This window comes from Candidatus Pelagibacter sp. PS_16 (genome assembly GCF_059417965.1).
On the sequence record NZ_CM182074.1, the window covers coordinates 1,221,060 to 1,236,081 of the forward strand.

The following is a 15,022-nucleotide window of genomic DNA, read 5'->3' on the forward strand; positions in this document are numbered from 1 at the left end:
AAATGATTTTTGAAGCTTCAAGGGCTAAAGCCGTTGATAAATTAAATACTTTTGTTGAACAAAATCTTTCAGATTATTCAAAACTAAGAAATTTTGATTTTGGGCCTAGTAATAGATCTAATGTTTCTTGTTTATCCCCCTATATAACTCACGGAATAATTAATGAATTAGAAGTAATTAATAAATCTCTTAAAAAGTTTTCATTTGCAAAAAATGAAAAATTTATTCAGGAAGTTCTTTGGCGTGTTTATTGGAAAGGTTGGCTAGAATTAAGACCTGATGTTTGGTCAGATTACTTAATAGAATTAGATAAAATTAAAAAAGAATTTAAAAACAATCAAAGTTATTTGGATGCAATTGAAGGAAAAACAAATGTAGATTGTTTTAATCAATGGGTAATTGAACTTAAAGAAAGCAATTATCTTCATAACCACACAAGAATGTGGTTTGCTAGCATTTGGATTTTTACACTAGAATTACCATGGCAGTTGGGGGCTGAGTTTTTTATGCAACATCTATATGATGGGGATGCTGCATCAAATACCCTTGGTTGGAGATGGGTTGCTGGCATTCAAACTCAAGGCAAGCATTACCTCGTAAGTGAATGGAATATAAATAAATTTACAAATAATAGATTTAAAAACATAAAACTAAATGAAAATGCCAAACCTATATCCAATGATAAGATATATTCTGTTATTAACAAAAGCTTTAAAAATTCTGAGATTTTGGAAGATAAAACTTTATTAATATTTGAAAATAATATGACATTTGAATTGTCTGATTTTAAAGAACATAAGTTTAAAAAAATTTTGTTAGTCTCAAATAATACAGATAGAACTATCAAATTAAGTGAAAAGGTGTTGAAATTTAAAGCAAATCTTTTAGAGGATCATAAAATAAGATTGAAACAAAAATCAATAAATTGTGAAACTATTAACATTAATGATTTAAAAAATATTACCGAAGAAGTTTATGCGCTTTATCCAACCGTTGGTGAAAATTTAAATTTTATTCAAAATAATCAATTAAAAAATATAAAATTTTTATATAGAAAGTTGGATCAGTTTTCTTGGCAATATTGTAATAAGGGTTTTTTTAATTTTAAAAATTATATTCCAAAAATTATTGCTAATTTTAATTAAAACCAACGTATCATTCCGATTATACCTGCTGTTGCATAAAAAAATTGCAACACAAGTATTCCCTTGTGACCTCCTCTATATGCCCAGATACCAATTAAAATGGCAGACAACAGTAACAAACAAAATCCTAAAAACTCTATTCCAATGTTTAAGGCTACAAACATAGAATAAAGGATTGCCGTAATAACCCCTGCCCATTCAAAAAATTTATTATTCATAATAGCCTTTTAAAATTCTCATAAAGTATCTTAGAATAATTATTCATATCAGGCATATTATTTTTTGCAGCTTGATCAAATTTATCTAAAGCTCCCTCACCTAATTGACTTTCAAGAGCTTTTTTATATTCAGGCACACACCCCCACTCATTAACTGTTGTGTCTTTAATTTCTATATGAAATTGAATTGCATATGCGTGATTTTGGTATTTGAAAATTTGATATTTAGTAATAGGAGATGATGCTAGTAAAGTTACATCCTTATTATTTTCTATTCCTTGCACTTCATATGAATGCCACTGCAAACTTTTAATTTGATCTGGAAATTTTGAAAATAAAATATCTTTATTTTTTTCTTTAGTAAAATTTATATCCATTATTCCAATTTCTGCTGGATTTGATTTAACTACCTTACCACCTATTACCTCGCCTAATAACTGGCACCCAAGACAAAAACCTAAATAAGGTTTTTTTAAATTAACAACAAATTCTTTAATTGCTTTTTTTTCTTCAATTAGCCATGGATGTTCTTGTTCCATAAAAGTATCCATTGGACCACCCATACAAAACATTCCATCAAATTTTCTCAGATCGCTTGGAATTTTTTCACCTTCATCCAGTTCTATGGTGGTTAAGTTAAAACCATCAGCTAACATTAAATCTTTGATATACCCTGGGTCTTCAATCTTTATGTGCTGTAAGACAATTATGTTCATTTCTATATTTATAGTATTTTAAAATAGTCTACTGAACAATATTTTAAGCTAGAAAGGTTTTTATTCCATCTAAAATATACTGAACACTTAATCCAACTAGAATAATTGCTATTACTCTTGAAATTACACTAATAACTTTTTTATTTATTATCTGAGAAAATTTTGAAGCAGTAAAAAAAAATATAAAAGTTAAAAGCAAAACTGAAGCTAAAGCAATCATTCCAACAGATTGGTTTGTAAAATTACTTCCCATATCTGAAACAGAAACAATAACAGATGTGATTGCAGCTGGTCCTGCTATAATGGGTGTTGCTAAAGGAAATACACTTACATTTTCAGAATTAAAATCAATGTCATCTTCTTTTCGTTGTTGTCTTTTATCAAACAACATTTCCATGGAAATTATTAATAAAATGATGCCTCCACCAATTGTAAATGCTGGAAAAGATATATTCAAATAATTTAATAAAGTGCTTCCAAGAAATGCAAAGAATAGCAATATGATTGATGCAATTATTGTTGCACTCAATGCAGTTTTAACTCTTTGTTGGCTGCTCATATTTTGAGTTACTGCCAAGAATAAAGGTGTATTTCCTAGTGGATCAATAACAATAAAATATAAAAAGAAAGTTTGAATAAATATTTCAAGCATTCACTTTTCTAGCATAGTTAACCAGATAAATTCAGCAAATATTAAAACAAATAATAAATTAAGACGTACCTACTTACTTTTCCAATTGCCACTAAAATAATAAAATCTAAAAATCTAACTCTTAATAAGCCTGCAACTAAAGTCAGTGGATCACCTATTATTGGAACCCAAGCAAATAATAATGACCATTTACCAAATTTATTAAACCATTTTGAAGAGTTTTCTATTTGTTTGTCTTTAAACGGAAACCACTTTTTTGTACTAAGATTTCTTGAATAAAATCCCAAGACCCAGTTAACAACTGATCCCAAAATATTCCCAAAACTAGCAACAATTAACAATAATAAATTATCAAAATTTGATGTTGCAATTAATCCTGCCAATGTCAGCTCAGATGAAAATGGTAAAATTGTTGCAGCTAAAAAAGATATAGCAAATAAAGATAAGTAAATCACTTAGAGCACTTTTTGGAGCAATACTTTACCTTATCCCAATTAAGCTTCCATTTCTTACGCCAAACAAAAGGTCTTTTACAAACGGGACAAACTTTTGAAGGTAAATTTTCTTTTTTCATTAAATAGTATTTTGTTTAATAAATTTATCAGCTTCAGATAAAATCATTTTCTTTCTTTCATCTTTCATTTTATCAAAAACATAAACCATCATAGACAATCTAGGGTTCTTTAAAAAAAATTTTCTATTTTTATCTATAAACCTCCAATAAAGACCATCCATCGTATTACACCATTCCCCTTTTTTAAAATCCATCATTTTCATAAAATAACTTGATCCACAAATGTATGGTTTCGTTGCAAAAATACCTCCATCACTAAATAAGCCCATTCCATAAACATTAGGAACCATCACCCAATCAGAAGAATCTACAAACATTTCCATAAACCACTTATAAACAATTGTTGGTTTCACCTCACAAAGGTTCATTATATTTGATAAAATCATCAATCTTTCAATATGGTGAGACCAGCCATGATTAACGGCATTTTTAATTGCATGATCCAATGGAGGCAAACCTGTTGTGCCTTCATACCAAGACTTTTTCATTTTTCTTTCATGGTTGAAAAAATTTTTTGTTTCCATTTCATCAGAGTAACCTTGATAAATTCCACGCATGAACTCTCTCCAGCCTATTATTTGACGAATAAAACCTTCAAGTGAGTTCATTCTAATTTTGTGTTTTTTATGAAATTCTAAAATTTTTTGAATGATAATTTCAGGGGTTATCAATCCTAAATTAATGTACGGGCTTAATGCGCTATGAAATAAAATATTGTCTTTTTGATTAACAGCATCTTCATAATCGCCAAATAAATTTGATTTTTCTTTAATAAAAAAATCTAAAAGTTTGACCACATCATTGTATTCTGTTGCTAACCAAAAATCATTTGTGCTACCAGGATGATCTTTAAATAATTTTTCAATAATTGGTTTTAATTTTTTAGTATGATTAGTTTCGTTAATTTTTGGAAATTTTGGTATTGATATATCTTTTGGTAATTTATTTCTGTTATCTTCATCAAAACTCCATTTACCCCCAATAGGATTTCCATCTGCTCCCATTAATATTCCAGATTTTTTACGAACTTCTTTGTAAAATGTTGCCATAAAAGGTTTTTTTGATTTTACTAAATAATTTTTAAACTCATCTCTTGAGTTTAAAAACATTGGAGTTTTAATAATATTCCAGTTTATTTTTTCTTTTTTTAAAAATTGATAAATTTTCTTTTCAAAAAATTTATCCTCAACCTCAAAACTTGAAATTTCAGTAATTTTTTTTTGATTAATGATAATTTTTAATTTTTTAAAATAAGTATCTTTAAAACCTTTGTCCTCAATTTTAGAATATTCAAGTTTGTATTTATTTGCTCTAAGCATATCTGCATAAGACCTCATAGAAGAGAGAAATAGCAGTATCTTTTGCTTATGATGCTTTTCATAAGTACATAGTTCATAGTCTTCTGCCATGTAAAAAGAGTGGTCCTTTTTGAAGCGGTCTACGTATTTTAATGGAAATAATTGATTGCCAAGTATAAAAAACAATTTCATAGTTAAATATAACTAAATAAAAATTATATGTCAGAAAAATATCTTATTTTTGGTGCGACAGGTTCTGTGGGTTCCAGCTTAGCTGAACAATTGAAAAATTCAGGAAATGATATTCATCTAATAGCAAGAAATGAAAATGAAGTTAAAACTATTGCAGAAAAATTAGGCTGCACTTATACGGTTGCTGACGTTTTAGAAGAAGGATTTATAGAAAAAGTAAAATCAGACATTAGTGAAATTAAGGGTATCGCTTACTGTGTGGGATCTATTGATTTAAAACCATTAAGGATGGTTACAGAAGCAGATATGAATAAATGTATGAAACTAAACCTTTATTCAGCTATTGAAGCAATAAAAGGATTTCAAGAAAGTTTAAAAAAGAACAAAGGCTCAGTTGTTTTATTTTCAACTGTTGCTGCTCAAAGAGGTTTTACTAATCACACAATTATTGCTTCTGCTAAAGCTGCAGTTGAGGGGCTAACTGTTACACTAGCTGCTGAGTTTGCTCCACATATTAGAGTGAATTGTATTGCACCCAGTTTATCAAAATCTAAAATTGCAGAACCAATGTTAAAAAATCCTGCAATTGCAGAAGGAATTGCTAAAGCTCATCCTCTTAAAAGATTGGGTGAAGGAAAAGATTCTGCAGCGCTTGCAAAATTTTTAATTACTGAAGAGAGTTCTTGGATTACTGGACAGATAATAGCTGTTGATGGTGGTAGATCAAAACTTTCTTAAAGTGAAAAAATATTTTTTATTAGTAATTTTTTTTCTTTTATTTGCTTCAAAAAGCTATTCCAATAATTATACATTCACTAAAATTATAGAGTTAGATGAACCTTGGGGATCATCCTTTATTAACAATGATGAAATCATTATTACTGAAAAAAGTGGAAAAATTAAAATTGTTAATATTATTTCAAAAGAAGTTACAGAGATTAAACATAATCTTAATTTTTTAGAAGTCGGCCAAGGTGGGTTATTAGATATTATTCATCAAGATAATGCTCTGTGGATTTCTTATTCAGAAGATAGGGGAAATTTAAAAACAAGCACATCAATTGCAAAAGCACAATTAAACAAACAAGAATTAAATTTTAAAAATATTTTTCAAGCAAACCCTCCTATAGATTCTGGTTATCATTTTGGTTCAAGATTAGCGATTAAAGATAATTATATTTATGCATCAGCTGGTGAAAGAGGCCAAGGTATGATTGCCCAAGATCCCACAAAACATCCTGGTAGTATTATTAGAATTCATACTGATGGTCGTATTCCCAAAGATAACCCAAAGTTTATTGATAAACCAGATTGGTTGCCTGAAATCTATCAAATAGGTGTTCGTAATCCACAAGGTTTAACACTCTCTGATTATGATGGAAAAATATATTTAAGTAATCATGGAGCAAGAGGTGGTGATTGGTTTGGAGAGGCAAAAAAAGGAGAAAATTATGGATGGAAAATTTTAGGCTGGGGTGGAAAAAATTATTCTGGAATTCCTATTGGCCCAAAATGGAAGCCAGGTTTTACTAAAGCAATTCAATATTGGGTACCTTCCATAGCTACAAGTGCTATTACAATTTACAAAGGAAATGAGTTTAAAGAGTGGAATGGGCATGCGCTAGTTACTTCTTTAAAAGATCGATCTTTAAGAAAACTAATATTTAATGATCCAACTAATGTGAAAGAAAATGTTATATTTAAAGATAATGTTGGAAGAATAAGAGATATTCAAGTTCATCCGTCTAATGGTAAAATATTTTTCTTAAGTGAAAATGCTTTATGGTTAATGGAAAAAAAATAATTTTAATTAGATAATATATTTTTTAATGAATTTATCTCTCCAATTTTAAAGATTATAGCATCATCTTTTTTAAAACCATACTCCTCAGCACTAGCTTTAAATCTTGCTGGTGGTTCCATAATAGGTTCTAGCGATAAAACAAAAGTTCCCCAGTGTGTTCCCATAACCTTTTTACTTCTTAAATCTTGTGCTACGTTTAAAGCTTCTTCTGGTGTTGTGTGATAAATCGATTTATCAAACATAGGCTTAAAGTCATAAGCTCCAATATTAATCATTGTTAAATCAATTGGACCATATTTTTCACCTAATTCTTTGTAAATATTTCCATAGCCAGTATCGCAAGCAAATAAGATTTTTTTACCTTTATATTCAATTAAGAAATTGCCCCAGAGTGTTTTGTTCATATCTGTAAGGCTTCTCTTCGACCAATGGACAGCTGGGAGTAATGTTACTTTCAGATCATCATTAACCTGAATTTCCTCATACCAATCCATTTCATTTACATCTTTAAATTTATTTTTTGTAAAGTATTTTCCAAGATTTAGTGGGGCCAAAACTTTTGTATTCTTAAACGGATATTTTCTAATGGTGCCCATATCTTGATGATCATAATGATTATGTGTTAATAACAATAAATCTGTCTTTGGAATTTCATTTAAATTTAAGGCAGGCTCAGTAAATCTGTCTGGGCCAAAAATTAAAGGTCCCGCATTTTTTGAAAATACTGGGTCAGTTATAATTGTTGTATCTCCAAGTTTAATTAAGTAAGTAGCATGACCAATCCATGCAATATAATCTTCATTTTTATACTTTTCTAAATCAGATAAAACTTTTTCTTTATCAACAACGTGTTCTTTAGGGACCGTCATGTCTATTTTCTTTTTCAATTTAATGAATTGTGTGTAAGAAAACTTCGCTTGACTAGTTCTAACAGGTGATCCTTCTGGATTTCTAAAAGTTCCATCTGGTAAATGATGATAAGGTTTTTTTTCCATAGCAATTAGTGATGAGTTATATGCAATAATTATAAATATAAAAATTATAAATTTTGCCACCTATAATGATATTTTTATTTTTGAGATCTTTTAAAACACTCAATAGTATTTTTTAACAAGCAGGCAATAGTCATTGGCCCTACTCCACCTGGAACAGGTGTTAAAGCTCTTGCAACTTTTGAAACTTCTTCGAATGCAACGTCACCGACAATACCGTTTTCAGTTTTATTAATCCCAACATCTATTACAATTGCATCTTTTTTAACCCAGTCCGCTTTCACAAGCTCTGGAATGCCAACAGCAGCAACTATAATATCTGCCTCCAAGCATTCTGCTTTTAAATCTTTAGTCTTTGAATGAGTAATTGTTACTGTGCAATTTTCTTTTAAAAGTAACTGCGCCATTGGTTTACCGTTTAAATTTGATCTACCAATCATAACAGCTTTTTTTCCACTCAAATTTGGTTCAATTTTTTTAATCATTAAATAACATCCTAAAGGAGTACAAGGAACTGAACTTTCGTAACCTGAAGAAAGATTTCCAACATTCATTGGGTGAAACCCATCAACATCTTTTCCTGGTAAAATAGTTTCAATAACTTTTTGCTTATCGATATGTTTTGGTAAAGGTAGTTGAACTAAAATTCCTGAAATACTTTCATCTTTATTTAATTCCTCAATTTTATCTAATACTGTTTTTTCTTCCACAGCTTCAGGGTATCTAATTACTTCAGATTTTAACCCTACTTCATTCGCAGCTTTCTCTTTCATACGAACATAAATTTGACTAGGGGCCATTTCTCCAATTAAAATAACTGTAAGCCCAGGAATTTTATTGTGTTTAGCTTTTAGCTCTACGACCTCTTGTCTTAATTGCTCTCTAAGTTCAGCTGCTATTTTTTTCCCATCTATTAAGATCATGTGTTCCTCTAAAAAATCATTGGCGCAATGTACAACTTCATACACATTTCTATAAACCAAATCAATAAAAGTAATATAACTGGTGAAATATCTATTGATCCTAAATTAGGTAAAAAACTTCTTATTTTATTAAGTGCAGGATTTGTTAATCGATAAGTCACCTCTAAAATAGAATAAACAAATCTATTTTGAGTATTTAAAACATTAAATGCAACAAGCCAGCTGATAACTACATTTGCAATTACCACATAAGAATAGAGCTTTAATATTTGAAGAACCAAATAAAAAATTGCTATCATTTTTTCTCGATATAAATTGACTGACTTGGGAATGCAAATGAAGCTTTGTTTCCTTCTACTATTTCTTTAATTGCAATCGCTAATCTTTCTTTAACTAAAAGAGAGTCGCTCCAACTGTTGCTGGCCGTAAAACATCTAACTAATAAATCTATTGAGCTATCAGAAAACTTTTCAATTCTTACCGCAACACCAACACTTTGGCTAAAGTCCTCGCTTTTATTAATATAGTTTTCTATTTCTTCTCTTACTTTTTTTAACTGTGCAACAGTGGTATCGTATTGAAGAGTAATGGACCATCTTATTCTCCAATTGGTTGTTTCACTAATATTAACTACTGAGTTTTCAGCAAATTGAAAGTTTGGAATTATTGCTAAAGATTTATCAAATTTTCTAATCACTGTTGATCTAAATCCAATTTTTTCAACAATACCTTCAATTGTTCCTTCAACTAAAATCCAATCCCCAATTTTAAATCTTTTTTCAACTAAAACTAAAATTCCTGATATTAAATTTTTAAATAAGTCTTGCGCACCTAAAGCAACTGCAACACCAAATAAACCCAGTCCAGCAATAATTGGTCCAATTTTTATTCCCCAAAGTTCAAGAACAGCCGCTAAACCTAGAATGAAAATCAAAATTTTTAATGATTTAATAATCCAGCCAATTAACTCTCTAGTTAACATTTTATCTAAACCACTTAAAATATAAGAGATGGGTTCAACAATTTGATGTATCACCCAAAAAATAAAAATAGTTATTAAAGTTCTATTAATTGTATCAATAGCAACTTTGCCATCTTCTCCAAAAGACATGTAATAACTTGCAATAAAAAAACCTAAAACAATGGGAAGAAATCTTGCTGGCCCAACCATTGCATGGACGAAAGTGTCATCTAGTTTATTGGTTGTTCTTTTAGAGATACTTTCTAATCTTTTAATAATTACTTTACTGATAATTCCTCTAAAAATTAAAAAAATAAAAAAAATCCCAATTCCAATTAATATTTGAAAAATATCAATACCGTGAATTCCCTTTGACCAAACTGAAAAAAATAAGTCACTAAAATTGTTAAAAATGTCCATAGCTAAATTTTATATAGCAAAAATTCCTCTTCTCCAGGGTTAAAAAGAAAAATTTTTTTCCACTTTATTTCATTAAGAATTGAAGAGGTTTTTTCTCCAATGCACATTAAATTAGTATTCATCCATAAGGTTTCTAGCTGATAATTTTTAATTACTTTTAAAAAATTAATCGCACTATTTTGCGAATAAATGTAAGTAATTTCAGGCATTTTTAATTTTAATTTTTCGATAAAGCTTTCATCGTATTTTTCAATTGGGTTAGCTCTGTAATTAATTAATCGTTCTATCGTATACCCACTCGAAATAAGCTCTTTGTCCAAATCACTAGAGATTATTTCTCCACTTATATAAATTAGCTTTCCATCAGAAGGTTTAAAATTTTGTAAGATTAATTCCTTAAGATTACCAACATTTCCTTCAGCTGCAAAAACATTTTGAAAACCAACACTTCTAGCTTTTTTTTCAGTAACACTTCCAACACAAAAGCATTTTAATTTTTTATCAATGTTCTTAATGTCCAAAAATTTAACAGCATTAGTACTGGTAAAAATAATTGCTTTAAACTCCGAATAGTTTGGTGCTTCGTATTTTAAACCTTCAATATTAATTAAAGGTAAATGAGATATTTCATGACCCAATGATTGAAATTTTAATATCATTTCATGACAATCTTCTAGAGGTCTTGTAAATAAAATATGCATATTATTTTTTGTAAGAATTATTAGACATCTTTTTAAGAGTTTTTCCCATCTCTATTCCCAATTCTTCTGCTTTATCTACACTTTCAGATGATTTTAAATAAAATCTTTTACTGCCGTCTAGTGAAAAAAGCTCTACCTCAAGATTAATTTTGTTCCCCTCAATGTTTGCAAATACTCCTACTGCTGTTTCACAATCTCCTTCTAAAACTTTTAAGACGTTTCTTTCAGCTTTTATTGAACTATGTGTTGATTGATGATCAACTTGTTTTAATAATTCAATTAAACCTTCATCGTTATCTCTACACTGCAAGGCAATAACTCCTTGTCCTGCACAAGGTATAATTTCTGAAGTAGAAAAAGTTTGAGAGATATTTTGATTTAATCCTAAAGAATCGATTCCGGCATAAGATAAGATAATTGCATCATATAAGTTTTCATTAAGTTTTCTTATTCTTGTATCAACGTTTCCTCTAATTAATTTACAATAAAGATCCTCTCTTATTTTTTTAATCTGAAATTCTCTTCTATATGAGGATGTTCCAATAATTGAATTTGATGCTAAATCTTTTAGATGTTTATTGTCTTTGCTGATTAAAATTTCTCTTGGATCATTTCTTTCTAAAAAACAATCTGTTAATAATCCTTTAGTTTCTTCAGAAGGCATATCTTTTAATGCATGTACTGCTATATCTATTTTTTTTTCTAATAATTCAACCTCTATAGTTTTTGAGAAAAGTCCCTTACCCCCTACTTCCGATAATCTTTTGTCTTGAACTTGATCACCTTTAGTTACAATTTCTTTAATTATTACTTCTTCAATTCCAAAATCTTTTGAATGTTTGAGAATTTTTTCTCTGGCCTTTTCTGCATAGATTAGTGCTAATTTGCTTCCTCTAGAGCCTATAATAATTTTTCTATTTTTCATTTAATTGCTTTATACTTCATACTTATATTGAGAATGTATTATTAATAAAAACTAATTTAATGAATAAAAAACCCATAATTTTAGGAATTGAATCAAGCTGTGATGAAACAGCAGCCTCTATCATAACTGAAAATGAGCAAGGTATGCCAACAATTTTATCAAGTATTGTTTCAAGTCAGGTAGATGTTCATAAAGAGTTTGGTGGTGTTGTGCCAGAACTTGCCGCAAGATCCCATATGGAAAAAATAGATTTAATCACAAAAAAAGCATTTGATAAAAGTGGAGTAAAAATGGAAGATCTAGATGCAATAGCAGCAACTGCAGGACCTGGTCTTATGGTCTGTCTGTCTGTTGGTTTAAGTTTTGGAAAAGCAATGGCCTCCTCGCTAAACAAACCTTTTATAGCTGTTAATCATTTAGAAGGACATGCATTAAGCCCAAAACTAAATTCTGAATTAAATTATCCTTATTTATTACTTTTAATCTCTGGAGGTCACACTCAGTTTTTAAGTGTGCAAGGCTTAGGAAATTATAAAAGATTAGGGACAACTATTGATGATGCTGTAGGTGAAGCATTTGATAAAACGGCAAAATTATTAGGAATAGAATTTCCTGGTGGTCCCCAAATTGAAATATACGCAAAAAAAGGTGATCCTAATAAATATGAACTACCAAAGCCAATTTTTCATAAAGGAGGATGTAATTTATCATTTGCAGGTTTAAAGACTGCTGTTTTAAAAATATCAAAACAAATAAAAACTGAACAAGAAAAATATGATCTTGCAGCATCTTTTCAAAAAACAATTGAAGAAATACTATATAAGAAAAGTAAAATTGCTTTTGAAGAATTCAAAAAAATGAACACAACAAATAAAAATAAATTTGTAGTTGCGGGTGGTGTTGCTGCAAACAAGAGAATTAGAGAAGTTCTAACTAATCTTTGCAAAGAAGAGGAATTTGAAGCAATATTTCCACCTATTAATTTGTGTGGAGATAATGCAGCAATGATTGCAATGGTTGGATTAGAAAAATTTAAGTTAAAACAGTTTAGTGAATTAGATAGTCCTGCAAAACCTAGGTGGCCTCTAGATGCAGATGCTGCTTTTTTGAAGGGTGCTGGAGTAAAATTGTAATGCAGTATTGGTTAATGAAACCAAAGCTTGTGATACTCCGATAAGATTCTACTGACTCCCTCTAACCTTTTCATTACATTTCTGACTAAAAACCATAATTTAAACCAATTAATAAATATAAATGCATATGACATCGCATAGTACGATTTGAAGCTTAAAAAGGAATGTTGCTCCAGTTTGAAAATTTATTTTCAACTAAACTCTTACTTTTTTTATCAAAAAAGACCCATCTATCACTGTAGTTTCTTTGATCTGTATTTGTAACGATACCACCTATTAATGTTTTTCTGTTATTTAGATATGAAAATAAACCATCAATTTTAGCTTTACTATCTCTTATGGTATCACCACTTTTAGTATCAAATAAACCTATTTTGCCATTTTTCAATTTAACAATGAAATCAATATAAAATAATTTTATTTGATCATTATCTGCATATGGTATTGCGAAAGAACTAAGTTCTGATGTCCCATTTTTAAACCACCATTCAATTTTATTTGAGCACTCTAAATAATTAATGAAATTTTCTTCAGTTTTAAATTTAAAATCATAATAAAATGGTTTGTGGGAACATTTTTTAACATTAAAAATTGAAGTATTATTTGAAAGATTAATTTCAACTGGTAATTCCCAACCTTTAGTTTCTTTAACTTGAGCCTCTTTATTGTTATTAATTTTAATATATCTTTCTTTAGTATTATCAATCACTGTTTTAAAATGAATTTTATTTTCTTCACTAAGTAATATTTTAAGTGTTTCATGGAAAGATGTTTCATAATTTATATTTAAAATTTTATCAAAAAAATTATATATAGATCTCTTTAGTCTTTCTTGTGATCTCAACTCTGGAAAAAAAGGCTTTAAACTATCAATAATAAAATAATCAAATAAGTGCTGTAAATCATTTTCATTTTCTAGATTAAATTTAAAATTACTTTTTATTTTTTTATTATTTAATTCATCAATTACTTTATTTTCAAAATCTGTGATAAAATTTAAGGAAACTTTTTTATTATTTGTTTTAATTTTTTTTTTAGATTATAGTTATTAGCTTCATTTAAAAATAATTTAATAAATGAAGAGTCCAATCTTGTTTTTTCCCGTTGTCTTATAATACTAAATGAATCTAAGGATATTTTTTTATAATTACTAAATCTTTTGCTTGTAAAAAAAGAAAGGTAGGATTTTCCTAGGTCTTCATTAATTTCTATATTCTGAAGATTTGTATAAATATAACTATGGTTAAGCAAATCTGAATTATAGTGACCCTTTAAAGGCTCTGGCATTCTCATAATTCTTCCTACAGTCTGAACTGAAAATGTAAGACTCTTCCACTCTCTAAATAAAACTAAAATCTGTGCTCTAGGACAATCCCAACCTAAAGCAATGGCTTGTTTAAATATTAGAACCTGAGTTTCATTTTCATTTTTTGAAATGTTTGCTAGATTTATTTTTTCGTTAGAGAGATAAATAGCTAGTTTTCTATTTTCTAAAGTTATATCAAAATTTTTTTTTAAAATATCGATAATTTTATTTTTCATTTGATCTTCAGAATTACCCATTTTCCTGTCTGGTAATTGAATTAATAAAAGAGGATTAATTTTTATTTTATTTTTTTTATATAATTCTTGCATCTGAAAATATTTTTTTAGAGCACTCGTTAATACAATTTCATTAGTCTCTTTTGATAGTGGGCTATTAAACTTTTTATTTTTAAATAAATTAGAAAAATTTGGGTTGAGTTTAACTGTTTTCTTGATCATTCCTGATTGAATAACATCTTTTAAATGAACTTTTACAATATCGTCTGGGTTTTCAATGACTGGAGTGGCTGAAACCTCAATGCATAAATCTGGATTTAAATCCTTAATTAACTCTTTAGAAATTGCACTAGAGGCATGATGATGTGACTCATCAATAATTAATATCAGTTTTCTGTCTTTCTTTTTTGTATTTTCAATAATTTTATCTAGATAAAAATTTTTTTCATTTTCTTTTACAATTAAATTATTTTTTTTATTTATACTTTCCCAGTTTAAAAACAAAATTTCATTTTGTATTATTTCATTTTTAGTTAAATCAGAAAACTCTGAACAACTTAAAGTATTACACTTTTTATAATATTGATTTAATTTTAAAAGACTTTGATAATGAAGACTTCTTGGGGCAGTCCAAATAAATGAGATTTCATATTTCTCTTTATTAAGAATTGATATTTGTTTCAATATCTCAGCCATCATTATTGTTTTTCCAGAACCTGTAGGAGCATCTAAAACAATTTTTCTTAGATCATCTTGATCCAATAGTTCACTAGACCTCTCTAACATTTTTTTTATTGCTGAATTTTGAAAGTCTTTTAAAAACATT

General features: G+C 28.5%; 18 protein-coding genes. 4 read left to right on the plus strand and 14 right to left on the minus strand.

The features are described 5' to 3' along the window. The first annotated feature begins 2 nt into the window (after positions 1-2). Positions 3-1,145, plus strand: coding sequence for an FAD-binding domain-containing protein (locus AC5SL0_RS06440; protein WP_271616705.1), 1,143 nt, complete (start codon positions 3-5; stop codon positions 1,143-1,145). On the opposite strand, the gene AC5SL0_RS06445 is transcribed toward AC5SL0_RS06440, so the two are convergent. Genes AC5SL0_RS06445 through AC5SL0_RS06470 form a run of 6 tightly spaced genes read right to left on the minus strand, consistent with a single transcriptional unit; the run spans position 1,142 to position 4,795 of the window. Beyond that, positions 1,142-1,363, minus strand: coding sequence for a hypothetical protein (locus tag AC5SL0_RS06445; protein WP_011281612.1), 222 nt, complete (start codon positions 1,361-1,363; stop codon positions 1,142-1,144). The two genes, AC5SL0_RS06440 and AC5SL0_RS06445, sit on opposite strands and share 4 nt — an antisense overlap. Further along, entirely contained in the window at positions 1,360-2,079 is a 720-nt protein-coding gene (locus AC5SL0_RS06450) for a type 1 glutamine amidotransferase (protein ID WP_494618152.1), read from the minus strand. The genes AC5SL0_RS06445 and AC5SL0_RS06450 overlap by 4 nt, the downstream gene beginning before the upstream one ends. A gap of 43 nt (positions 2,080-2,122) precedes the next feature. Continuing rightward, the gene (locus AC5SL0_RS06455) at positions 2,123-2,731 is read right to left on the minus strand and encodes a MarC family protein (protein ID WP_011281614.1); all 609 of its coding nucleotides are present in this window, start codon (positions 2,729-2,731) and stop codon (positions 2,123-2,125) included. 41 nt (positions 2,732-2,772) lie between these two features. After that, a complete protein-coding gene (locus AC5SL0_RS06460) occupies positions 2,773-3,186 on the minus strand; it encodes a YqaA family protein (protein WP_020168920.1) in 414 nt (137 codons plus the stop codon). Continuing rightward, positions 3,183-3,305, minus strand: a complete 123-nt coding sequence (locus AC5SL0_RS06465; RefSeq protein WP_018413654.1) for a DUF2256 domain-containing protein — start codon at positions 3,303-3,305, stop codon at positions 3,183-3,185. The genes AC5SL0_RS06460 and AC5SL0_RS06465 overlap by 4 nt, the downstream gene beginning before the upstream one ends. Further along, complete coding sequence (locus tag AC5SL0_RS06470; RefSeq protein WP_494618153.1) at positions 3,305-4,795, minus strand: cryptochrome/photolyase family protein; 1,491 nt, start codon at positions 4,793-4,795, stop codon at positions 3,305-3,307. The genes AC5SL0_RS06465 and AC5SL0_RS06470 overlap by 1 nt, the downstream gene beginning before the upstream one ends. A 27-nt stretch (positions 4,796-4,822) precedes the next feature. Here AC5SL0_RS06470 and AC5SL0_RS06475 point away from each other — a divergent pair, with 27 nt between their 5' ends. Next, positions 4,823-5,533: an SDR family NAD(P)-dependent oxidoreductase gene (locus AC5SL0_RS06475; protein ID WP_011281617.1), complete on the plus strand. Its 711-nt coding sequence runs from the start codon at positions 4,823-4,825 to the stop codon at positions 5,531-5,533. Further along, positions 5,508-6,599, plus strand: a complete 1,092-nt coding sequence (locus tag AC5SL0_RS06480) for a PQQ-dependent sugar dehydrogenase (protein WP_494618154.1) — start codon at positions 5,508-5,510, stop codon at positions 6,597-6,599. The genes AC5SL0_RS06475 and AC5SL0_RS06480 overlap by 26 nt, the downstream gene beginning before the upstream one ends. A 2-nt stretch (positions 6,600-6,601) precedes the next feature. Here the strand turns inward: AC5SL0_RS06480 and AC5SL0_RS06485 are convergent, their stop codons facing one another. The 6 genes from AC5SL0_RS06485 to hemC all read right to left on the minus strand — a co-directional run bounded on the left by AC5SL0_RS06485 (position 6,602) and on the right by hemC (position 11,521). Continuing rightward, positions 6,602-7,594 (minus strand): MBL fold metallo-hydrolase, encoded by a 993-nt coding sequence (locus AC5SL0_RS06485; protein ID WP_494618155.1) that lies wholly within the window; start codon positions 7,592-7,594, stop codon positions 6,602-6,604. 74 nt (positions 7,595-7,668) lie between these two features. After that, positions 7,669-8,514, minus strand: coding sequence for a bifunctional 5,10-methylenetetrahydrofolate dehydrogenase/5,10-methenyltetrahydrofolate cyclohydrolase (locus tag AC5SL0_RS06490; RefSeq protein ID WP_011281620.1), 846 nt, complete (start codon positions 8,512-8,514; stop codon positions 7,669-7,671). An 8-nt stretch (positions 8,515-8,522) separates the two neighbouring features. After that, positions 8,523-8,813, minus strand: a complete 291-nt coding sequence (locus AC5SL0_RS06495; protein ID WP_006997601.1) for a YggT family protein — start codon at positions 8,811-8,813, stop codon at positions 8,523-8,525. Beyond that, positions 8,810-9,895, minus strand: coding sequence for a mechanosensitive ion channel family protein (locus tag AC5SL0_RS06500; protein ID WP_006997600.1), 1,086 nt, complete (start codon positions 9,893-9,895; stop codon positions 8,810-8,812). The genes AC5SL0_RS06495 and AC5SL0_RS06500 overlap by 4 nt, the downstream gene beginning before the upstream one ends. A gap of 2 nt (positions 9,896-9,897) precedes the next feature. Beyond that, positions 9,898-10,596, minus strand: a complete 699-nt coding sequence (locus tag AC5SL0_RS06505; protein ID WP_494618157.1) for a uroporphyrinogen-III synthase — start codon at positions 10,594-10,596, stop codon at positions 9,898-9,900. Between the two features lies 1 nt (position 10,597). Further along, positions 10,598-11,521 (minus strand): hydroxymethylbilane synthase, encoded by a 924-nt coding sequence (gene hemC, locus AC5SL0_RS06510; RefSeq protein WP_020168925.1) that lies wholly within the window; start codon positions 11,519-11,521, stop codon positions 10,598-10,600. A 59-nt stretch (positions 11,522-11,580) separates the two neighbouring features. On the opposite strand from hemC, the gene tsaD reads away from it, so the two are divergent. After that, positions 11,581-12,654, plus strand: coding sequence for a tRNA (adenosine(37)-N6)-threonylcarbamoyltransferase complex transferase subunit TsaD (tsaD, locus tag AC5SL0_RS06515; protein WP_018413662.1), 1,074 nt, complete (start codon positions 11,581-11,583; stop codon positions 12,652-12,654). A gap of 154 nt (positions 12,655-12,808) precedes the next feature. Here tsaD and AC5SL0_RS06520 read toward each other — a convergent pair whose 3' ends face one another. Continuing rightward, on the minus strand, positions 12,809-13,498 hold the full coding sequence (locus tag AC5SL0_RS06520; RefSeq protein ID WP_494618158.1) for a hypothetical protein: 690 nt from the start codon (positions 13,496-13,498) through the stop codon (positions 12,809-12,811). Positions 13,499-13,650: 152 nt separating this feature from the next. Beyond that, positions 13,651-15,021, minus strand: coding sequence for a DEAD/DEAH box helicase (locus tag AC5SL0_RS06525; protein WP_494618159.1), 1,371 nt, complete (start codon positions 15,019-15,021; stop codon positions 13,651-13,653). Position 15,022 lies beyond the last annotated feature (1 nt).